The following is a 20,264-nucleotide window of genomic DNA, read 5'->3' on the forward strand; positions in this document are numbered from 1 at the left end:
CGGCCACCCACACCCCCGGCGGCACCGCGACCCACCACACCCCGGGCGGCACCGCCGACAACATGCCGCACAACAGCCACACCGAACCCGGCGGCAACAACACCCCCGGCCACGGCAACACCGACACCACCCCCACCGGCGGCGGTCACGGGGACGGCCCTTCCACGGGCGGCCACGGCGACGGCCCCTCCACGGGTGGTCACGGCGATGGCCCGGGCATCCCGCACCAGGACGGCCCCGGAGTGCCGCACGGTGGTGACGGGCCGCTCGACCCGGGAGACGCCAAGCCCCCGCACACGGAATCGGGCCCCCACGGCGCCGACGAGTCCGAGAACTGGGGCATGCACAACGGGGAGCCGGTCAACTACGCGCTCAAGCCCGATGAGGGCGCTGTCGCGAAGTACCAGGCCATCAGGGAGTCGACCGAGGACGTCGGTCGGATCGCCGAAAACTACGGAATTGACCCGGCAATTCTGGAACGGGCCAAGAGCAACCTGTTCATGGAAAAGCACGACGTCTACAACGGTCCGGGACCCGAAAACTTCAAGTCCGGAGTGTATTTCACCGCATACGACGAGATTGCCATGCTCTGGCAGAAGGCGGAGCGGGGAACGCTGAAGGACATGGAAGGGTCGTTCAGGGGTCTGATCATCCACGAGTACGTGGAAGGCAAGCTCCTGGAGGCGGGTGCGCCGTTCACCTCCGGTCATCCCTCCGCGTGGGACGACGTCCGCGATTGGGGCAACGGGCACCTCGGAGCCCACGACGTCGCGCCGATTTCGATGCGTGGAGCGCCGCCGACCGCCAAGGGTACCCTGGTGCTGTGGCCCAAAATGGGTCTGAAAATTCCTGAGTTTACACTCGCCGATGACCTTTCCAACCTCGATGTCCTGGTTGAAGCGGCCAAGAAGGGATTCAAGCTGCCGTGAGGAACGAACGCGCGAAAGCTGTGGTGGAAAGGGTCTCCGCCATCGACTGGCGGGCCCTGGAGGACAGCTTCGAGCACGGGACTTCGTGCGCTCGGCTCATGCGGGAGTATCTTCGCCGCACGGCCCTCTGGGTCCAGGAGCTGCAGAAGTCGCAGCCGGCCCCGTTCTTCGCGGCGGGCCAGCCGGACCGCTGGCCGTTCTTCGACATCGCCCAGTACGTCGACCCCTCGGTCCGGGCGGACGGCGAACTGGCGGAAGAGCTGGACGCGTTCCTGTCCGAGCACTCGAGCAGCCTGCTCACCGGCAGGATCTGCCGGGCCGCGCTGAACTGGGCATCTCTCACCGACGTGTCGCTGTCCGGGTTCGCTGACCTGCCCGATCCCTTCGAGCCGCTCATGCTCGTGTTCGAGCGCGGTGGTGCGTTCTGGATCGAGAACGGCTTCATCGACTTCGTTGCCAGTCGTGTCCGGCTGACCACGTGGGAGGAGCACCTCGCTGCGGAGCCCATGCCTTCTCTCGACGTTGCAGCGCTCGATGCTCTGGACGAAGAGTAGGGAGCCGGTCCCGCAGGACTGACGGAGGTGCCAGTGATCACGTCCGAGCCCGTGGGCGAGTGGTTCTGGGAGCCCGCACCGTTCTCGGACCCCGCCGCGAGCGGGGCTTCGATGGCCCTCGCCCTGCTGGAGGACGTCCGGGGTGTCCTGGCGTCCCCCGGACTGGTCACCGGCGAGGGCGCGGGGTCGGTCGTGCTCTGTGACCTGGGGGCCATGGCCGACCCGCTGTTCGAGTGCCGCGACGTGGCACTGGGCGGGCCGGAGTTCGCCGATGCGGTGCGGTGGGCCGCGGGCGTCGGGCTGCTGCCCGGCCGGCACTTGACGCTGAGCCTCGCGCTGCCCGGGGAGTGGGCCGAGGCCGGGGTTCGGCGGCGGGCCGAGAAGCTGTTCACCGTACGGATCGACGTATGGGGTGAGGGCGCGGTACTCCTCGTCCTGTCCGCCTATGCCGATGCCTGGCTGACCCAGGACCTCAGGGAACGCCCGCAGCCGGAGGTGGCCGCGCAGAACGCGCCCCGGGGCGCTCGAAGCGCTGGGTGATCTGGTCGGCGCGGGGGCCGAGGACCCCAACGGCTCGGTCGTCGAGGCGACGCTCCACGAGATGACCTCGCTCGACGCTCTGGAAGAACTGTCGGGCAGGCTCTGAGGACGCCACCGCCCGCAGCCGCTCTGATGCCGGAGTGGCTGCGGGCGGCAGGGCGAGAAATGGATTCCGTGATGAGCTCGGTGCGACGCGTCGACGCCGACGATCCCGATGTCGATATTGATACGGGACATCGAATCCTTTACCGGGATGAGCTGTTCACGGGAGAGGTGGCCGAGTATCAGGGTGAGCAAATCGTCTGCCTTGACGTGTACCTCGACGGAATCAGGAACGGCTTGACCCGGATGTGGTATCCGGACGGCACTCTGAAGCTGGAGGGAACCGTCCTCGACGGGGTCGCATCGGGTGAGTTCCGGGAATGGCATCCCAATGGCGTTCTCAAGTCCCGAAGGTATTTCGATGACGACATCTACTCCCTCAGAGAAGAGACCGTCTGGGACGAGCAGGGGCGCATTGTCCGCGGCTGGACGCGCTCGAAGAGCTGACGGGGAGGTGCTGAGGATGCCGGGATCCGGCGCGGCCACCATGCTCGGGCGGCTGCGGGCCGTGGACTGGGACATGCGGTGGGACCTCGCGTTCGAGCGCAGCGGGTCCCGGCAGGTGCTGATGTGGGAGTACCTGCGTCGGGCCGCCGTGTGGGCGAAGGCCTGCGGGGCCGAGGAAGCGTGGCCGTTCTACGACGTCACGGCTTACGCGGACCCCGGGTTCGAGCTGCCGCCCGCGCAGGCGGCCGAGCTGGAGGAGCTCCAGCGCACGGTCTTCTGGGAGGAGCTCCGCAAGACCTGTGCCGGGGCCGTGCGGCTGGCGGGTCTGAAGGAGCGGAACCCGGCCGCGGTGGACGGGCTGCCGGAGCTGTACGAGCCGCTCGTGCTGTTCTACGAGCGCGGCGGGTCCTTCAGCCGTGACTGCTCCGGGGTGTTCATCGACCTCGTCGGCGTGATGTGCCGGCCGGGCAAGCTCGCGGGCTACCTCGGCAGCCGGCCCGTCGCCGTGCTCGACGACGCCGTGCTCGACGCGCTGGAGGGCGAGGGGCGCGTCACGTACTACGGCGCGGAGGGCGGCCGGGAGACGGTTCAGCGGCGGCGGGAGGCCGGGGGCGTGGACGTACCCGCGGACGAGGTGTTCGGGTGGGACCTGCGGTGGCGCCCGACGGACCTGCCGGCCGAGCGGGCGGGGCTGGTCGTGGTCGACTACCTGGAGGCCGCCCGGCGGCTCGGGCGGATCGTGTCCGCCGCCACCACCGGGTGATGCGCCCGGAGGACCTCGTAGAGCGGGTTACCGCCGTCGACTGGCGGGCCAAGGAGCACGGGACTGAACTGGGCCTCGCTGTCCGGTGAGGTGCTCGCGCCGTTCGCCGCACTGCCGGAGCCCTTCGAGCCGCTGGCCGGGGTGTTGGAGCGGGGCGGCGGCGGCTTCTGGATCGAGAACGGGTTCGTGGACTTCGTCGAGTGCCGGGTACGGCTCGGGACGTGGCAGGAGCATGGCAGAACCAACCCCACCGGTTTCGGTGTCGTGAGGGGGCGTACTAGCGTCTGGGGCGACAGGGAGAAGGGAGGCCGGGGTGGCGGCTGAGGATTACGACAGCCAGTTGCTGGAGTCCGTCGCGGTGCGGCGGCGCAGGATGCGCGACGCCGTGCTGTTCGGCGCGCAGCGCGGGCGGCGGGTTGCCGACGAGCGGATCGGGAAGGCCGTCGCCGGGCTGGTGATCGCGGCGGTGCTGTGCGCCGGATGCGTCGGCTGGTCCTTCATCTCCCACCGCCTCATCGGCAAGACGGGGACGCCCGGTCAGGTCAGCACTCGGTGATAGGTTCGAACGCGTGGTGAGCATGGGCGCAGTGAGCGGTACGGCATTGAGCCGGGTCACCCTGGTCGGTGAGCGGCGGCGGATGGATCTCGTACTGCCCTCCCAGGAGCCTGTCGGTCGACTTCTGCCCGACGTCATACGGATGTTGGACGACCGGGTGGCCGCGCAGCCGATGCTGCGTCATCTGGTCACGGCCGACGGGTCCGTGATCGAGCACGGGCTCTCGCTGGAGGACGCGGGCGTCGCCGACGGGGCGGTGCTGCGGCTCGTGCGGGTGCAGGACGTGCCGTCCGCGCCCGTGGTGCACGACGTCACCGACGAGGCCGCCGAGGACCTGGACGTGCGCGCCTGGCGCTGGCGGCCCTCCGCGCGGCGGGTCACCGCCGGGGCGGGGATGGTCCTGTGGGCGCTGGTCGCCGGCTGGTTCGCGCGGCGGGAGTTCGCTCCGGGCGCGGTGGCGGGCGTGCTGCTCGGTGCGGCCGCCGTCGCCGGGGTCGTCGGGGCGCTGGCCGGGCGGCTGAAGCGGCCCGGGCTGTCGGCTGCGCTGCTGGCGTGCGCCGCCGCGATCGGGGTGCTCGGGGCGTGGACCCTGGGCGACGCGCAGCACTGGGGCGGCATGGGCCGGCTCGCCGCCGTCGCCGGTGCGCTGGCCGTCGGGCTCGCGCTGCTGGGGTGGTTCACGCCGCTCGGGCGGGGCGGGCTCGTGGGCGCCGCCGCCGTGCTGGCCCTGACGGCGGTGTGGGAGGCGACCGCGCTGGCGCAGGGCCAGGCGGGCGCCCGTACCGGGGCCGTGCTCGCCGTGTTCTCGGTGGTCCTGCTCGGGCTGCTGCCGCGTCTCGCGCTGGCGGCGGCCGGGCTGACCGGCCTGGACGACCAGCGGGCCCGCGGGACTTCGGTCAGCCGGTACAAGGTCGCCACCGCCCTCGGCGCCACCCACCGGGGCATGGCGCTGGCCACCCTCGCGACCGCCGTCTCGGCGGGCGCGGCCGGGGTGGTCGCGCTGCGGGAACCCGACGTCTGGACCGTGTCCCTCGCCTCGGCCGTCGCCGTCGTGCTGTGGCTGCGCGCGCGGGCGTTCCCGCTCGTCGCGGAGGTGGTCGCGCTGCTGCTGGCCGGGGCCGCCGTCACCGTGGCCGCGCTGCTGGTGTGGGCCGGCCGGGCCGGCGCGGCCGGGCCGCTGGCCGTACTGCTGGTGCTGGCCCTGGGGGCGCTCGGCGTCCTCGCCGTCCAGCCGCCCGAGCACGTGCGGGTCCGGCTGCGGCGGGTCGGGGACACCGTCGAGTCGATCGGCGTCATCGTGCTGTTCCCGCTGCTCATCGGGGTGTTCGGCGTGTACGGGCGGCTGCTCGGCACCTTCGCGTAAGGGTTGCTACTCAGACATGTCAGACATGAGCATGAACCAGCGGCGTGACGACTGGCAGGCGGGGGTACTCGGCGACCTGACCGGCGTCCCTCAAGCCCCCCAAGCCTCCCACGCCCCCCAAGCCCCCCAGGCCCCGCAAACCGCCCAGGGCCCCCTGCCGGTGCAGCCGCACGCCCCCGTCCCGCAGCAGGCGTACGCCCGGCAGCAGTACACCCCGCAGGCGCCGCAGGCCCGGGCGCCCGAGACCGTCCCGGTCCCCGGCGCCGACGCCCCCGCCGGCCGCCCCCGCCACGGCGACCCGCTGATGCGCCGCACCCTGCGCACCCTGCGCGGAGCGCTCGGCTCCTCCGTCGCCAAGGCGGTCGCCGCCGAGACGGAACTCGCCACGCAGGTCCAGCAGCCCGTCACCACCGGCCGCCAGATCGTCGTCACCAGCATCCGCGGCGGCTCCGGCAAGACCACCGTCACCGCCCTCCTCAGCCGTACCTACAACCACTTCCGCCACGACCCGGTGCTCACCCTGGAGGCGGACGCCGCCCTCGGCACCCTCCCGGTCCGGCTCGGTGTGCAGTCCCTGCGCTGGACCTGCGCGGACCTCGCGCAGATCGTCCGCCCCTCCATGCAGCTCACCGACATCACCGGCTACCTCGTCCCGCTCGCCGACGGCGGCTGGCTGCTGCCCGGCAGCCAGGGCCGCATCGGCGCCCAGGTCGACGTCGCCACCTACCGGACCGTGATGGTCGCGCTGCGCCGCTACTTCGGGGTCACCGTCGTCGACTGCGAGACCCTCCCCGGCGACGTGGCCCGTACCGCCCTCGACACCGCACACGCCCGCGTGCTCACCGCGCCCGCCACCACCGAGGGGCTCGTCTCCACCCACGCCGTCCTCGACTGGCTCGGCTCCCTGCCGGTGCCCGTGCTGCCGCGGACCGTAGTCGTGCTCACCGTCCAGTCCCCGCACCCCGCCGTCGACCTCGGCAAGGCCGTCGAGAAGCTGCGCGCCACCGGCGCCGGGGTCGTCGTACTGCCCTACGACCGCCACCTCGCCTCCGGCGGCGCCGTCAAGTCCGAACTCCTCGGCGCCCAGACCCGGGAGGCGGCCATGCGGCTCGCCGCCGACGTCCTCCAGCGTGCCGTGGCCCTCCCCGCTTCCGGTGCCGCCCGGTGACCCAGCAGCTGATCCACCGCCCGGCCCGGGGCACCCTGCCCCCCGCCCCCGCACAGCCCCACGCCGTCGAGGCCCCGCCCAACCTGCCCGAGGGCAAGATCGGCAGCCCGGCCACGGCACTGCTGCCGATGGCCGGCGTGATGGGCTCGGTCGTGATGATGACCGTCATCCGCAACAGCCAGTTCGCCGCCGTGGGCGCGATCGTGCTCGTCTTCGCGCTGATCGGCGCCATCGCCCTGTTCTGGTCCCAGCGCGGCAAGGCCCAGCGCACCCGCCGCGCCCAGCGCGAGCGCTACCTGGAGTACCTGGAGGAGCAGCGCGAGGAACTCGGCTCCCGCGAGAAGGCGCTGCGCGACGAAGCCCGCCGCCTCAACCCGCCGCCGGAGGCCCTGTACGACCTCGTACGCGACCCCGCGCGGCTGTGGGAGCGCCGCCGCACCGACCCCGACTTCCTGCGCCCACGCCTGGGCACCGGCGCCGTCGCCGTCCAGGAGCTCTCCCTCGCGGCGGGCGCCGGGGGCGTCCTCACCCCGCCCGACCGGTTCATGCTCAACGAAGCGGGCGCCCTCATGGCCCGCTCCGGCCGCGCCAGCGACTTCCCGCTGACCGTCCCCCTCGACCGGGCCGGCAACGTCAGCATCGTCGGCGACCGCGAGGGCGTGCTGCGCGTCGCCCGCGCCCTGCTCACGCACACCGCCGTCCTGCACGCCCCCGACGACGTGGCCGTCGCCCTCGGCGTCCCCGGGGACCGGCTCGCGGACTGGGAGTGGGCCAAGTGGCTGCCCCACGTCCTCGACCAGCAGGAACAGGACGGGCCCGTCGCCGCCCGCCGGATCGCGCCCAGCCTGCCCCAGCTCGCCTCCGGGGTCCTCGCACCCGACCTGCGCCGCAGGGCCTCGTACGCGGCCGAGGTGCGCCGCGGCCTGTCCGACAAGCGCGCCCTGCGCCTCGCCGGCCGGCTCCTCGTCGTCAGCGACGAGTACGGCGAGAACGCCGTCGAACTGCCCCGCCCCGACACCGCGGTGGGCCTGGCCGACATGAACACCACCGTGCTGCACCTGCTCGCCGAGCAGGTCCACGAGCCCGACGAGGTGACCATACGGATCACCGTGGACGGCAGCCACGTCACCGTCCGGGACCTGCGCACCCCGCAGGCCCCCGCCGCCGAGGGCATCAGCGACGCCCTCGGCCCGGCCACCGCCGAGGGCCTGGCCCGCATGCTGGCCCCGCTCCGGCTGTCCGCCGAGTCCGTCGCCGAGGGCACCCCCGTCTCCGGACCGGTCGACTTCATGGGCCTGCTCGGCATCGGCGACCCCGCCGCCCTCGACGTGCCCCGGATGTGGGCGCCGCGCGGGGAACGGGACTTCCTGCGCGTCCCGATCGGCATCGACGACCGGCACGGCCCGGTGCTGCTCGACCTCAAGGAGTCATCGCAGCTCGGCATGGGCCCGCACGGCCTGTGCGTCGGCGCGACCGGCTCCGGCAAGAGCGAGCTCCTCCGTACCCTCGTCCTCGCGCTCGTCGCCACCCACTCGCCCGAGGACCTCGCGATGGTCCTCGTCGACTACAAGGGCGGCGCCACCTTCGCCCCCTTCGAGAAGCTCCCGCACGTCGCCGGCGTCATCACCAACCTGGAGAACCAGGCAGGGCTCGTCGAACGCGTCCACACCAGCCTCGCCGGCGAGGTCAAGCGCCGCCAGCAGGTCCTCAAGGACGCCGGGAACGTCGCCGACATCGGCCACTACGCGGTCCTGCGCGCCGAGAAGCCCGAACTGGAGCCGCTGCCGCACCTGTTCGTCGTCATCGACGAGTTCGGCGAACTCCTCACCGCCAAGCCCGACTTCATCGACCTGTTCCTGTCCATCGGCCGCATCGGCCGCTCCATCGGCGTGCACCTGCTGCTCTCCAGCCAGCGCATCGAGGGCGGCAAGCTCAAGGGCCTGGACACCTACCTGTCGTACCGGCTGGGCCTGCGCACCTTCTCCGCCGACGAGTCGCGGACCGTCCTCGACACCACCGACGCCTTCCAGCTGCCGCCGCTGCCCGGCTTCGGCTACCTCAAGGTGGACACCTCCACCTACACCCGCTTCAAGGCCGGGTACGTCTCCGGCCGCTACCGGGGCCCGGCCGCCGCCCTCGACGACGCCGACCGCGGCCCGCTCGCCCTGGCCTACCCCGCCTTCAACACCCTCCAGGACAGCACCGGCCCGGCCGAGCCCGCCGAGGAGAAGCCCACCGCCACCGCCCGCGAGACCGGGCCCAGCGTGCTCTCCGTCATCGTCGACCAGCTCGCCGACGCCGCCCCGCCCGTACGCCGCATCTGGCTGCCGCCGCTGCCCGACGCGACGCCCCTGGACGCCGCCGCCGGGCCGCTGTCCGTCACCGAACGCGGACTCCGGCTCGGCACCGCCCGGCGCAGCCCGCTCAAGGTGCCGCTCGGCGTCCTCGACGACCCCGCCCGCCAGTGGCGCGGCCCCTGGGAGCTGGACCTCACCGTCGCCGGCGGGCACACCGCCGTCACCGGCGGCCCCCAGTCGGGCAAGACCACCCTGCTGCGCACCCTGGCCCTCTCGCTGGCCCTGACCCACACCCCGCAGGAAGTCGCCGTCTACGGCCTCGACCTCGCCGGGGGCGGCCTCGCCGCGCTCGCCGGGCTCCCGCACGTCGGCGGGATCGCCGGCCGCGCCGACCGGGAACGGGCCGCCCGTACGGTCGCCGAGGTACGGGCCATGCTCGCCACCCGCGAGGAGCTGTTCCGCCGGCACTCCATCGACTCCGTCGACCAGCTCCGCCGACTGCGCTCCCAGGGCCGGCTCCCCGAGCTCGCGTCCACCGACATCGTCCTGCTCGTCGACGGCTACGGCGCCCTGCGCGAGGAGTTCTCCGAGCTCGACGACGCCGTCACCGACCTGCTCAAGCGCGGCGGCGGCTACGGCATCCACGTCGTCGCCGGCATGCTCCGCTGGAACGACGTCCGCATCGCCAACCAGTCCCTCTTCGGCGGCCGCGTCGAACTGCGCCTCGGCGACCCCTCCGACTCCGCCATCGACCGCAAGCTGTCCGAGACGATCTCCCCGGACACCCCGGGCCGCGTCCTCACCGACGGCAAGCTCTTCGCACAGACGGCCCTGCCCCGCATCGACTCCCGGACCGGGAACACCGACCTGGCCGCCGCCCTGGAGGAGGCCGCCGGCACCGTCCGCGCCACCTGGCACGGCGAACTCGCCTCCCCCGTACGGGTCCTGCCCGCACGGCTGGCCGCCGACCGGCTGCCGGGCGTCGACGAGGAGCCGTACCGGGTCCCCTTCGGCGTGGACCAGGACGTCCTCGCACCGGTGCTCCTCGACCTGTTCGGCCAGGACCAGCACCTGCTGATCCTCGGCGACAACGAGTGCGGCAAGACCAACCTGCTCGCCCTCGTCGCCCGCCAGCTCATCGCCCGCTACGGCGAGGAGGAACTGGTCTTCGCCGTCTACGACCCCAGGCGCGGGCTGCGCGGCGTGGTCCCCGAGCCCTACCGGGGCGGCTACGCGCACAACGCGAAGATCGCCGGCGCCCTTTCGGCGGGCATCGCCAAGGAACTCGACAAGCGGCTCCCCGAGGACGGCATCGACCCGGACGCCGAACCGGGCGAGGGCCCGGGCTTCGCCGGACCGCGCATCGTGGTCCTCGTCGACGACTACGACATCCTCACCACCGCCGGACAGCAGCCCCTCCAGGCCTTCGTCCCCTACCTGCCCTCCGCCCAGGACATCGGCCTGCACTTCGTGATCGCGCGGCGCGTCGCCGGCTCCTCCCGGGCCCTGTACGAACCGCTGCTGACCACCCTGCGCGAGTCCGGCACCACGGCCCTCGTGATGAACGGCGAACGCTCCGAAGGCCAGCTGTTCCCGCAGCTGTACGCGAGCGCCCAGCCGCCCGGCCGCGGCACGCTGGTCCGGCGCGGCCGCCCGCACCAGATCGTGCAGACCGCCCTCGCCGACTCCCCGACCCAGGAAGCGCCCTGACACCGTGACCAAGGACGTCATCGCCCTCACCGCCAAGATGCCCGACACCACCGCGCTGATGGTGGCCCTGACGGCGGGCGGCGCGGACCTCGACGCCCAGGCCGTCGGGGACGGCGCCGTCATCCAGCTGCTGGGCGCCGGAGGCCGGCCGCTGGTCTCGGTGGAGGCACCCGTGCTCGTACAGGTCCCCGGCGAGGTGGAACGCCTCCTCGGGACGCCCTCGGCCACCCCCGTCTGGTGGACGGAGACCCGTGCCTCCACCGCCGTGCCCGAGGCGGCCCCCCTCGCCGGAGCCGTCGCCGGACGCCTCGCCGAGGTCCTCGGCGGCGCGGTCTGGCCCGAGGGCGCGGGGCACGTCGCGGTGGTCCCGGTCACCTCCGAGGCCTCGGCGGCGCCCGCGCCCGTCGGAGCCCTCCCGACCGTGGACGTGGTCACCGAATCCACCGCCGTCGTCCTCGCGGACCGGCCCGTCATCGGGCTGACGGCCTGGCTGTCGGACGTCCTGCGCACCACGGCCGGCTTCGGCGCGGCCCTGCACATCGTCACCCCCGACCACTGCCGGCTCAGCCTGCCGCTGCGCACCGCGCTGGCCGGCGCGCCCAACCGGTGGGTGGTCCAGGACCCCGGGTCCGGGTACTACGACGGCCTGTCCGGCGCGGTACTGGCCTGGCAGGACGGCACCTTCGCCCCGGCCCGCGACGAGGCGGGCCGGCCGCGGCTCGCCGCCGCGTTCCGGCGGGCCGAGGCCTCGGGGGAGCGCCGGCTGACCGTCCAGTTCCGCACCGAGCACCCCGCCGAGGAAGGGCTGCTGGTCGGCCGCTCGCTGGAGGCCGCCTGGCGCACCCTGACCGGGGGGCCGCCCGGGGGCTGGGGCACCGCCGAGCCGGTGAACCTGCCGTGGTCGCCGCGCCAGCTCACGGACCTGGCCCGGGGCCGGGCGCCCGAGCCGACGCTGGTCACCGCCGTCGGATCGCCGGAGCGGCCCGCGCTGGCCACCGTACGCGTGACCCGCACGGCCGCCGGGGTCGGGGAGGACATCACCCTGTCCCTGGGGTACGGGCCCGCGGAGGAGGTTCCGCTCGACGCGCTCGCGGGGCTGGCGGAGGAGCTCGTGGCCGGGCACGGCCTGGTCAGCATGCTGGCCTCCCTCGGGCCCGGACGGCGGGACCTGAGCCTGACCCCGCGGATGTCCGTGCCGGCGGTGCCGGTGTCCTTCACCCTCGGCGGCGCCGGCGTCGCCGAGGCGACGCTGACCCAGGCGCGGCGGCCCCCGCTGGAGGTCAAGCCCGTCCAGGTGGGCCCGCAGCGCAGGCCCGGGCTGTACTACCCGCTGGGCGACGGGAGCGACCCGGCGGCGTGGGAGTCCCTGTCGACACTGCTGACCCACCTGCGCACGGCGGTGCCGCCGCTGCCGTAGCCGGGGTGGCGGCGGGGCCGGACGTGGGCTTGTGCACGGCAGCCGGGGGAGACGAACACCGTCACCTTCCGCGTCAGCGGCGGCTTCCTCGAGGTGAACGACTCGACGAGCATCCTGATCCCGGGCCCCGGCTGCACCCGATTCGGAAACCCGAACACGGTCCGCTGCGGCTCGGCGGCCACCGTGACCCGCATCCTGGCCACGCTGGGAGACCGGAACGACATCGCCACCAACGACACCTCCGTGCCGAGCGACCTCGTCGGCGGGGAAGGCGAAGACCAACTCGTAGGCGGCCATGGCCCCGACCGCCTCATCGACTCGGACGGCTGGAACGGTCCGCTCCTGATCACGACCAGCTTCGTCGGGCGCGAGGGCAACGACACGATCATCAGCCGCAACGGCGGCTACGACCGGATCGACTGCGGTGAGAACCCGGGCGACTTCGACCTCCTGCTGGCCGACTCGGCCGCCCTGGACAACGTCGTCCCGAACACCTGTGAGTTCGTCCAGCGCTCGTAACCGCTCTGCCGCCGGGGCGGGGCGGGCGCGGGTCAGCCCGCCCCGCCGCCCCCGGCGCGCACCAGACCCGTCTCGTACGCCAGCACCACCACCTGCACCCGGTCGCGCAGGTCCAGCTTCGTCAGGATGCGGCCCACGTGCGTCTTCACCGTCGCCTCCGACAGCACCAGCCGGGCCGCGATCTCCCCGTTCGACAGCCCCTGTGCCACCAGCAGCATGACCTCGCGCTCGCGGTCCGTCAGCCGCTCGATCTCCTTGTTCTCCGGCTCCGCCGTCGTCGTCGGCAGCATCGGCGCGAACCGGTCCAGCAGCCGCCGCGTGGTCGACGGGGCCACCACCGCGTCGCCGCTGTGCACCGACCGGATCGCGGCCAGCAGCTCCGCCGGCGGGACGTCCTTCAGCATGAAGCCGCTCGCGCCCGCCTTCAGGCCCGAGAACGCGTACTCGTCCAGGTCGAAAGTGGTCAGGATGATCACCTTCGGGTGCTCCTCCGGCTCACAGATGCGCCGCGTCGCCTCCACCCCGTCGAGCTTGGGCATGCGCACGTCCATCAGGACGACGTCGACCGCCGTGGCCCGCAGCACCTCCAGGGCCTCCAGGCCGTTGCCCGCCTCGGCGACGACCTCCATGTCCGGCTGGGCGGCCAGCACCATGCGGAAGCCGGTGCGCAGCAACACCTGGTCGTCGACCAGCATCACTCGGATGGACATCCGTGACTACCTCTAACTCTTCTTGAGCGGGGACTGAGCGGGGCTAACTCTTCTTGAGCGGGAGCAGGGCACTGATCCGGAAACCCCCGCCGGGGCGCGGGCCCGCGTCCAGGGTTCCCCCGACCATACCGATGCGCTCCCGCATGCCGATCAGGCCGTGTCCGGCGCCGTCCGCGCCACCGTCCTCGTACAGTTCGTGCGCCGCGCCCCGCCCGTCGTCCTCGACCAGCAGGCCGAGCCCGTCGTCGAAGTACACCAGCCGGACGCTCGCGCTGGCCTCGGGGCCGCCGTGCTTGCGCGTGTTCGTCAGCGCCTCCTGCACGATCCGGTACGCCGTCAGCTCCACCCCGCTGGGCAGCTTGCGCGGCGCGCCCTCCACCTCGAAGTCGACCGTCAGCCCGGCCGCCCGCACCTGCTCGACCAGCACCTCGATCTGCTCCACGTCGGGCTGCGGCACGTAGTCCTCGGACTCCTGGGGCTCGCCCGTGCGCAGTACGCCCAGCAGCCGGCGCATCTCGGCCAGCGCCTGGCGGCCGGTGCCGGAGATGGTCTGGAGGGCCTCCTTGGCCTGCTCGGGCGCCACGTCCATGACGTACGCGGCCCCGTCGGCCTGGACCACCATCACCGAGACGTTGTGCGCGACGACGTCGTGCAGCTCGCGGGCGATCCGGGCGCGCTCGGCGGCCACCGCCACCTTGCCCTGCGCCTCGCGCTCCTTCTCCAGCCGCTGGTTGCGCTCCACGAGCTGGGCGTAATAGGCGCGGCGGGTGCGCAGCGAGTCGCCCATCACCCAGGCGAGGGCGAAGGGCACCATCATGAACAGGACGAAGAGGACCTCCTGCACGCCGCCGGCGTTCTTGTCGACGCCGAAGCGCAGGAAGTACAGCGGCGAGGCCAGCAGCCCGGAGGCCAGCGCGGCGCGCGAGACCCAGCGCGGGACGTCGGCGGCGGCCACCGTGTACAGGACGACCAGCATCGCGACGTCGCAGAACTGCATCTCCTGCCCGATGGCCAGCTGGTAGACGCCGGCACCGGCCGTCAGCCAGAACATCGGCACGGTCCACCTGCGGCGCAGGGCCAGGGCGGCGGTGAGCGCGCCGACGACGGGCACGGTGGCCAGCCGCAGGGCGGTGCTCTGCCCCTCGGCCCCGGCCACGTTCATCATCGAGATCCCGAAGAAGAGGACAGCCCAGAAGCTGTCGACGCCCGTCGGGTGTCTGCGGATGAAGTCGTAGAGGCGCTGCACGTAACCCAGAGTAGGGAAAGGAGATAGGTGCTGGAGTCAACCACAGGTGCGATCCCTGCGACGGGGGAGTACTCCCCAAGGTGGAGGGTCGCCTTAACCTGTGGGGGATGAGCGCTGAGGGTGAGGTCAGGGGGCCGGTCCGGTGGCGGGCCGCGATGGAGGCCGCGCTGTACGGGCCCGGCGGTTTCTACGTGCGCCCGGGCGGGCCCGGGCCCGCCGGGCACTTCCGCACCTCCGTGCACGCCTCCGCCCTGTACGCGGGGGCCGTGGCCCGGCTCCTGGAGTGGGTGGACGGGGCCCTGGGCCGGCCCGGGCGGCTCGACCTGGTCGACATGGGGGCCGGACGGGGCGAACTGCTGGCCGGCGTCCTCGCCGCGCTGCCCGCGGAGACGGCGGCGCGGGTGCGCCCGTACGCGGTGGAGCGCGCGGCGGAGCCCGAGGGGCTGGACCCCCGCATCCGCTGGGTGGCCGAGCCGCCCGAGGGGGCGACGGGGCTGCTGTTCGCGAACGAATGGCTGGACAACGTACCGCTGGAGATCGCCGAGGACGGCCGGTACGTCCTGGTCGCCCCGGACGGTACGGAGACCCCCGGCGGCCCCCTGGAGGACGCGGACCGGGACTGGCTGGAGCGCTGGTGGCCCGGCTCGGCGGGACCCGGCGGCGGCCGGGCGGAGATCGGCCGGGCGCGCGACGAGGCCTGGGCGGCGGCCGTCGCCACCCTGGACCGGGGCCTCGCGGTGGCCGTCGACTACGCGCACACCCGCGACGCCCGCCCCCCGTACGGCACCCTCACCGGCTTCCGCGAGGGCCGCGAGACCGCACCCGTCCCCGACGGCGGCTGCGACGTCACCGCGCACGTCGCGCTCGACGCCTGCGCGGGACCGGGCGCCGGCCTGCTCACCCAGCGCGCGGCCCTGACCGCCCTCGGCGTCTCGGGCGGCCGGCCGCCGCTGGCCCTGGCCTCCACCGACCCGGCGGGCTACGTCCGCGCCCTGTCGGCGGCCGGCGAGGCGGCGGAGCTCACCGCGCGCGGGGGCCTGGGCGACTTCGGCTGGCTGGTCCAGCCGGTCGGCATCGGCGGCTGGCCGGGCTAGGGGCACGGCCGAGGGGCCGGCGTCCCGTGCGGGATGCCGGCCCCTCGGCCGTCCTGCCGATCCTGCCGGTTCCTATTCCGTGACGTCGTGGTCGTGGCCCGGACGGAGACCGCCGCCGTTGCCGGAGCCGGTGGACGGCTGCGTGGCGACCGGCTGCGACAGCGGGGCCAGGTCGAAGGCGTAGTGGCCGACCGCGTTCGCGATGACGTCGACGTTGATGTCGAGCGCCTTCTGGTCGATGTTGTCGATGTTGTCGCCCTTGCCGTGGTAGTTCACGTCGTAGGCGACACCCGCCTGACCGCCGAACTTCGCGGCCTGCGCGGCGGTCTTGATGCCCTCGGCGCCCGTGTCCGTACCGCCCGACGGGATGCCGGCCTCGATGAACGGGCCGTAGTCCGAGCGGCCGGTGAAGTCACTGCCCTCGTGCGGGATGTTCTGCGAGTCGAGGAAGTCGGTGATCCCCTTCTCCAGCTGCGCCGAACCCTCCGGGCCGGGGCCCGAGCCGACCTTGTCCGAGTCGTCGCCGTCGTAGACGAAGTACGCGGCGTTCGGCGAGGCGATCATGTCGAAGTTGAGGTAGAGCTTGATCTGCTTCTTCTGCTCGGGCGTCAGCGAGGCCACGTACGCCTCCGAGCCGAGCAGGCCGAACTCCTCCGCCGACCACCAGGCGAACTTGACCTTGTTCTTGATCTTCGACTGGCTGCTCGCGAGGCGCTGCGCGACCTGGAGGATGCCCGCCGAGCCGGAGCCGTTGTCGTTGATGCCCGGACCGGCCGCGACCGAGTCCAGGTGCGCGCCGAGGAAGACGGTGTTGTTCGCGTCGCCGCCCTTGGTCTCCGCGACGACGTTGTACGTCTTGCGGTTCTCGCGCAGCTCGCGGATGTCCAGGGTGAGCGAGACGGGACCGGCGGCCGCTTCGGCGGCGAGCTTCTCGCCGTCCTCCTGGGAGATGCCGCCGGTGGGGACCTTGCCGGCGTTCGCGTCGCCGAGGGTGCCGTTGAGGGCGCCCGCGGTGTTGTTGTAGATGACCGCGCCGACCGCGCCGGCCGCCGCCGCGTTCGCCTGCTTCGCCGCGAAGGTGCAGCCGCCGCGCTTGACGAGCGCGATCTTGCCGGTGAAGGCGCCGGCCGCGAAGTCCGTGGCCTCGCAGCCGTTGGTGCCGTCGGCGTCGACGGGGGCCACGGCGACGGGCGCGGTGACGCCGCCCTCCGGGCCGCTGGCCGTGTACGTCATCAGCTTGAGGGGCACGTCGCGGCCGGTCGCGCCGTTGACCTTCAGCGTCTCGGAGATCGTCTCGACGTACACGAAGTCGAACTCGTGGCGAGAGACCTGGTAGCCGGCGCCCTTCAGCACGGCCTCGACGTACTGCGCCGACTGGGCGTGGCCCTTGGAGCCGGCGACGCGGTTGCCGTTGTTGTAGTCGGCGATCGACTGGAAGACCTTCAGGTGGTTGTTGGCGCCCTTGCCCGTCGAGTCCTTGACCAGTTTCCTGGCCAGCGCGTCACCCCGGGCGGCGTCGCTCTGCGGGCTCGTCGCACCGGCCGGGCCGGCGAGGAGCAGCGGGGAGGCGAGGGCCATGGCCGCGAGGGCGGCGGTCGCAGTGGCTATACGGCGAGAGGGCATGAAGGTCCTTTCACAGCAGGAAGCGCCTGTGGGGGAGGAGTGGTGGACGCACGTTAGACATCAAGGGGCGGCCATCGCCAGACTTTTCACTGCTTCCGGTTTGTGAAATCCGGATATCGGTACCTCCGGGGGAGGGCGAAATCCGGCCACCGTCCGATCGTCGGGCAGATCCGCTCAGCGCAGGATTCCCTCGATGAAATCGGAACCTATCCGTGCGACCACGGACAGATCCAACTGATGCTGTACATAGCGCCCCTGACGCCAGGTGTGCATCAGGCCGGCCCTCTTCAGCACGGCCAGGTGTCGGGACACCTCCGGCGCGGATATCCCGTACACGCGGGCCAGCTCGCTGGTCGTGTACGGGGCGCGGGCCAGGCTGCGGCACAGCATCATCCGCATGGGGTGCGCCAGTGCCTCCATCCGGCGCTGGAGCAGCTCCACCGAGCCCCGCTCCGAGGCCAGTTCGGGCGAGTCCAGCGGGTAGTGCACCACCGGCCGCCAGCCCGGCGCGTGCAGCACCAGCAGGTGCGGCCAGCCGAAGTTCGTCGGTACGAAGACCAGCCCCGGCCCGACCCGCGGATCGGTCGCGGTGGCCTGGCCGTTGACCATCTTGTCGGCGGTGATCACGGTCAGCGCCTCGTCCACGCTCAGCGCCGCGGACACCTCCCGCAGCACCGCCGGCAGCCCCTTGTGGCGCAGCACCTCCGCCTTGTGCCGGGCGTCCGCCGTCTGCCGGGGCTCTATCCGCCGCCAGGTCTCCGCGAAGAAGGCCTCGTCGCAGTCCTCCAGCAGCCGCCGCATCCACACCCGGACCCCCGCCGGGTCGTCCAGCAGCCGGATCGAGAACTCCAACTGCCGCGGCCCGCGCGCGGCCGCCGTCTCCAGCGCCTTCGCCCGCGCCGCCGGGTCCTTCAGCGGGTGCGGCCCGCCGCCCTCGTTGTAGAGCGCCAGCCAGCAGTGCTCCAGCGCGGCCATCACGAACCGCTCGTCGTCCATCCGGTCGAGCACGTCCAGCTCCTCGGCCAGCGTCGCCCCCGGGCGGCCGGAACCGCCGGGGATGGCGGCGAACGGCATGAAGATGTCCGAGAACGAACTCCGCCACATGAATTCGGCCTCTAGGAGCCGGTCGGCGAGGCAGGGGTCGAGCGAGGCTGTGGTGGCCCTCGTCCAGGACTGGAGCCCCGGGTGATGGGCCGGCTGCGAGAGCGCGTGCAGGGTCATGCAGAGCTCGGCGAGTGGTGACGGCGCGAAGCCGATCCGCTCCGCGGGGAGCCCGGCGATGTCGATGGTGACGCTCATCGCCCCATTGTGGCCTCCCGCCCGGGCCGCGAGCGGGCCGGGGCGGTACGGACGAGCGCGGGCGGCCGTGCGCCCGTACGAGGGGCTGTGAGAGATCCGGCGGGGCATCGCCGCAGGTGGAGGGCGTCGATTGACGGGGAACGTCAATCGGCGAGCGCGCCGCGCCCAACGGGGTGAGGGTGGATGCATGACAGCCGTCGAGCAGTACCTCATAGACACCTACCGCGCGGCCCAGCACGGCACCCCCATGCCCCCGCCCCCGGGCCGCGACGACCTGGCCACCTACCGCGCCCTCCGCACCGAGGCCCAGTTCGCCGCCGTCCTGGACGGCAGCCCGGCCACCCACCCCTGGCTCCGCGCCCTGACCCGCCGCCTCCACCGGACCCGGCCCTGCTGAGCGACGCGTCAGCGATGAGACGAGGGGACAGGGCTCGCCCTGCCGGGCATTCGAGCCCTCAACAGTCGCCATTCCGGACCAGGGCGCGACTACCCGCACCAGGGTCGATCAGAGCAACCTCCGGAGCCCCCAGCCGCACCAGATCGCTACGCGCTCCTGTCGTCTCGGCGTCCGACGACCGTCCGATGCCGATACCCGCACCAGAGGACGAACAGAGCAGCCGAGGGAGCCGTCGGGCGCGACCGATCGCTACGCGCTCCTCTGATCTCGGCGACTGACGGCAGTCTTGGCTACCACCTGTCGGCCAGCCGGCCGTACCACCACAGGTCGACGCGCCACGTACGCCAGGGGGTGAACGGATCGGGCAGGGTGCGGCGCAAGAACGTCGCGTCCAGGGGACGCAGGAGCCGGAGGAGTTCGGCACGGGCTCGTGGCGGCAGCTCCGCCAAGACTTCTTCCAGGACGTCGCGGGCGTGCCTGACGTCGTCGAAGGAGCACCCGAAGCAGGAGCACTCCGCCTCCTGCGGGTACAGGGGACGTCTGCCCGGGGGGCCGAGGAACTCGCGGTAGCGCCGCAACGCCCGGACGGTGCCACCCGGGTAGAGGTAGGAGTTGTCGCTCAGGTGCTCGACACGGTGCACGGCCAGGCTCGTCCTGGCGGAGAGCCCGTGGATACGGGGTGGGGGTGCCGGTCCCCAGAGGCGGGGAGGCGGTCCATCGGCGCGCAGTGCGCCGGGCCGTCTACGCGGCATCGGCCTTTCGAAGAATGATCACGGCAGCCATCGTGCCAGTCCCACCTGTTCTCGCGCACCCCGGTTACAGGAGGGAGTGCCACCAGGCGACTAAAGACGTCTGGTCAGGATGCAGTGGGGATCGTCGTTGTCTTCGTCGCCCACTCGGGTCCAGAGCATCAACGTCTGTCCGTGCCGCCAAGCGGAAAGGCTGTCTCCGACGTCATCCCCCTGGGGGCCCTTGTCGTCGAACCTCCGCGAGACGGCGGTCCCTGTCCTGCTGGTCCAGGTGCCCGATCCCGACCGGGGTCCGTCCCAGTTCCAGTCCGAGGCGCCCATCCAGTCGCCGCACACCTGGTTGGCGATGAACGTTCCGTCCGACTTCAGCGTCAGGGTGCCGCCGTAGGCGTCGGTCCACGTGGTCGCGAGCTGGGCCGGCTGCAACGCGACGGATTCACCCTCGGGCGGCGGCCGGTTCCAGATCCTGCCGCAGGCCGTGAGCGCGAGAGCCATGGCAAGGACGACAAGCACGGTCCGGCAGGAGCGCAACACACTCCACCCCCAGCGTTTCTGCAGGTCGCGTGCGCGACCAGGGAGATCAAGACGTGTCCGCAGCCTGACACAGACTTTGAACACGTTCAAGTCCGGCTGGATGGCACCATCGACCGCCGTCTGACGCCAAGCCGGGAGGAGCGTGTAGCGATCTGACGCGCCCGTCCGCTCCCTGGGCTGGCCTGTTCGTCCTCTGGTGCGGGTATCAGCATCGGACGGTCGTCGGACGCTGAGACGACAGGAGCGC

18 protein-coding genes and 1 pseudogene are annotated in these 20,264 nt (G+C 72.7%); 13 read left to right on the forward strand and 6 right to left on the reverse strand.

Annotated elements, in window-relative coordinates:
• The 11 genes and pseudogenes from ACZ597_RS33875 to ACZ597_RS33925 all read left to right on the forward strand — a co-directional run.
• Positions 1-929, forward strand: a pseudogene (locus ACZ597_RS33875) (hypothetical protein); the annotation flags it as partial.
• Positions 926-1,483: a hypothetical protein gene (locus ACZ597_RS33880; RefSeq protein WP_471338906.1), complete on the forward strand. Its 558-nt coding sequence runs from the start codon at positions 926-928 to the stop codon at positions 1,481-1,483. The pseudogene ACZ597_RS33875 and the gene ACZ597_RS33880, both read left to right, overlap by 4 nt.
• A gap of 33 nt (positions 1,484-1,516) precedes the next feature.
• Positions 1,517-2,023 carry a hypothetical protein gene (locus ACZ597_RS33885; protein WP_471338908.1) on the forward strand — a complete coding sequence of 169 codons (507 nt, stop codon included), beginning with the start codon at positions 1,517-1,519 and terminating at the stop codon, positions 2,021-2,023.
• Between the two features lie 177 nt (positions 2,024-2,200).
• Positions 2,201-2,572, forward strand: a complete 372-nt coding sequence (locus ACZ597_RS33890) for a toxin-antitoxin system YwqK family antitoxin (protein WP_471338910.1) — start codon at positions 2,201-2,203, stop codon at positions 2,570-2,572.
• 16 nt (positions 2,573-2,588) lie between these two features.
• Positions 2,589-3,335, forward strand: a complete 747-nt coding sequence (locus ACZ597_RS33895; protein ID WP_471338912.1) for a hypothetical protein — start codon at positions 2,589-2,591, stop codon at positions 3,333-3,335.
• 373 nt (positions 3,336-3,708) lie between these two features.
• Positions 3,709-3,891 carry a hypothetical protein gene (locus ACZ597_RS33900; RefSeq protein ID WP_267036736.1) on the forward strand — a complete coding sequence of 61 codons (183 nt, stop codon included), beginning with the start codon at positions 3,709-3,711 and terminating at the stop codon, positions 3,889-3,891.
• Positions 3,892-3,913: 22 nt separating this feature from the next.
• Entirely contained in the window at positions 3,914-5,254 is a 1,341-nt protein-coding gene (gene eccD / locus ACZ597_RS33905; protein WP_471339021.1) for a type VII secretion integral membrane protein EccD, read from the forward strand.
• A 25-nt stretch (positions 5,255-5,279) separates the two neighbouring features.
• Complete coding sequence (locus ACZ597_RS33910; protein ID WP_471338914.1) at positions 5,280-6,422, forward strand: MinD/ParA family ATP-binding protein; 1,143 nt, start codon at positions 5,280-5,282, stop codon at positions 6,420-6,422.
• Positions 6,419-10,429, forward strand: coding sequence for a type VII secretion protein EccCa (eccCa, locus tag ACZ597_RS33915; protein WP_471338916.1), 4,011 nt, complete (start codon positions 6,419-6,421; stop codon positions 10,427-10,429). The genes ACZ597_RS33910 and eccCa overlap by 4 nt, the downstream gene beginning before the upstream one ends.
• A gap of 4 nt (positions 10,430-10,433) precedes the next feature.
• Positions 10,434-11,846, forward strand: coding sequence for a DUF6177 family protein (locus tag ACZ597_RS33920; RefSeq protein ID WP_471338918.1), 1,413 nt, complete (start codon positions 10,434-10,436; stop codon positions 11,844-11,846).
• Positions 11,847-11,939: 93 nt separating this feature from the next.
• Positions 11,940-12,365 (forward strand): hypothetical protein, encoded by a 426-nt coding sequence (locus ACZ597_RS33925; RefSeq protein ID WP_471338920.1) that lies wholly within the window; start codon positions 11,940-11,942, stop codon positions 12,363-12,365.
• A 32-nt stretch (positions 12,366-12,397) separates the two neighbouring features.
• Here ACZ597_RS33925 and ACZ597_RS33930 read toward each other — a convergent pair whose 3' ends face one another.
• Entirely contained in the window at positions 12,398-13,075 is a 678-nt protein-coding gene (locus tag ACZ597_RS33930) for a response regulator transcription factor (RefSeq protein ID WP_471338922.1), read from the reverse strand.
• A gap of 43 nt (positions 13,076-13,118) precedes the next feature.
• A complete protein-coding gene (locus tag ACZ597_RS33935; protein ID WP_471338925.1) occupies positions 13,119-14,321 on the reverse strand; it encodes a sensor histidine kinase in 1,203 nt (400 codons plus the stop codon).
• Between the two features lie 107 nt (positions 14,322-14,428).
• Here ACZ597_RS33935 and ACZ597_RS33940 point away from each other — a divergent pair, with 107 nt between their 5' ends.
• Entirely contained in the window at positions 14,429-15,415 is a 987-nt protein-coding gene (locus ACZ597_RS33940) for an SAM-dependent methyltransferase (protein ID WP_471338927.1), read from the forward strand.
• Between the two features lie 72 nt (positions 15,416-15,487).
• On the opposite strand, the gene ACZ597_RS33945 is transcribed toward ACZ597_RS33940, so the two are convergent.
• Together ACZ597_RS33945 and ACZ597_RS33950 are read right to left on the reverse strand one after the other, a co-directional pair.
• On the reverse strand, positions 15,488-17,038 hold the full coding sequence (locus ACZ597_RS33945; protein WP_471338929.1) for a M28 family metallopeptidase: 1,551 nt from the start codon (positions 17,036-17,038) through the stop codon (positions 15,488-15,490).
• A gap of 174 nt (positions 17,039-17,212) precedes the next feature.
• Positions 17,213-18,337, reverse strand: coding sequence for a DUF5937 family protein (locus ACZ597_RS33950; protein WP_471338931.1), 1,125 nt, complete (start codon positions 18,335-18,337; stop codon positions 17,213-17,215).
• 187 nt (positions 18,338-18,524) lie between these two features.
• Between ACZ597_RS33950 and ACZ597_RS33955 the strand changes: the two genes are divergently transcribed.
• Entirely contained in the window at positions 18,525-18,734 is a 210-nt protein-coding gene (locus ACZ597_RS33955; protein WP_471338933.1) for a hypothetical protein, read from the forward strand.
• A gap of 290 nt (positions 18,735-19,024) precedes the next feature.
• On the opposite strand, the gene ACZ597_RS33960 is transcribed toward ACZ597_RS33955, so the two are convergent.
• Both ACZ597_RS33960 and ACZ597_RS33965 read right to left on the reverse strand, forming a co-directional pair.
• Positions 19,025-19,375, reverse strand: a complete 351-nt coding sequence (locus ACZ597_RS33960) for a hypothetical protein (RefSeq protein WP_471338935.1) — start codon at positions 19,373-19,375, stop codon at positions 19,025-19,027.
• Between the two features lie 201 nt (positions 19,376-19,576).
• Positions 19,577-19,978 (reverse strand): hypothetical protein, encoded by a 402-nt coding sequence (locus tag ACZ597_RS33965; RefSeq protein WP_471338937.1) that lies wholly within the window; start codon positions 19,976-19,978, stop codon positions 19,577-19,579.
• Positions 19,979-20,264: the final 286 nt, after the last annotated feature.

The sequence above is a fragment of the Streptomyces sp. NPDC040718 genome (assembly GCF_055593565.1).

Excerpts from the sequence above, each read along its gene's own strand:
- ACZ597_RS33895 (WP_471338912.1), top strand. The coding sequence starts at position 2,589 with ATGCCGGGATCCGGCGCGGCCACCATGCTCGGGCGGCTGCGGGCCGTG.
- ACZ597_RS33910 (WP_471338914.1), top strand. The coding sequence starts at position 5,280 with ATGAGCATGAACCAGCGGCGTGACGACTGGCAGGCGGGGGTACTCGGC.
- ACZ597_RS33945 (WP_471338929.1), bottom strand. The coding sequence starts at position 17,038 with ATGCCCTCTCGCCGTATAGCCACTGCGACCGCCGCCCTCGCGGCCATG.
- ACZ597_RS33900 (WP_267036736.1), top strand. The coding sequence starts at position 3,709 with ATGCGCGACGCCGTGCTGTTCGGCGCGCAGCGCGGGCGGCGGGTTGCC.
- ACZ597_RS33940 (WP_471338927.1), top strand. The coding sequence starts at position 14,429 with ATGAGCGCTGAGGGTGAGGTCAGGGGGCCGGTCCGGTGGCGGGCCGCG.
- ACZ597_RS33890 (WP_471338910.1), top strand. The coding sequence starts at position 2,201 with ATGAGCTCGGTGCGACGCGTCGACGCCGACGATCCCGATGTCGATATT.
- ACZ597_RS33930 (WP_471338922.1), bottom strand. The coding sequence starts at position 13,075 with ATGTCCATCCGAGTGATGCTGGTCGACGACCAGGTGTTGCTGCGCACC.
- ACZ597_RS33950 (WP_471338931.1), bottom strand. The coding sequence starts at position 18,337 with ATGAGCGTCACCATCGACATCGCCGGGCTCCCCGCGGAGCGGATCGGC.
- eccD (WP_471339021.1), top strand. The coding sequence starts at position 3,914 with ATGGGCGCAGTGAGCGGTACGGCATTGAGCCGGGTCACCCTGGTCGGT.
- ACZ597_RS33965 (WP_471338937.1), bottom strand. The coding sequence starts at position 19,978 with ATGGCTCTCGCGCTCACGGCCTGCGGCAGGATCTGGAACCGGCCGCCG.
- ACZ597_RS33955 (WP_471338933.1), top strand. The coding sequence starts at position 18,525 with ATGACAGCCGTCGAGCAGTACCTCATAGACACCTACCGCGCGGCCCAG.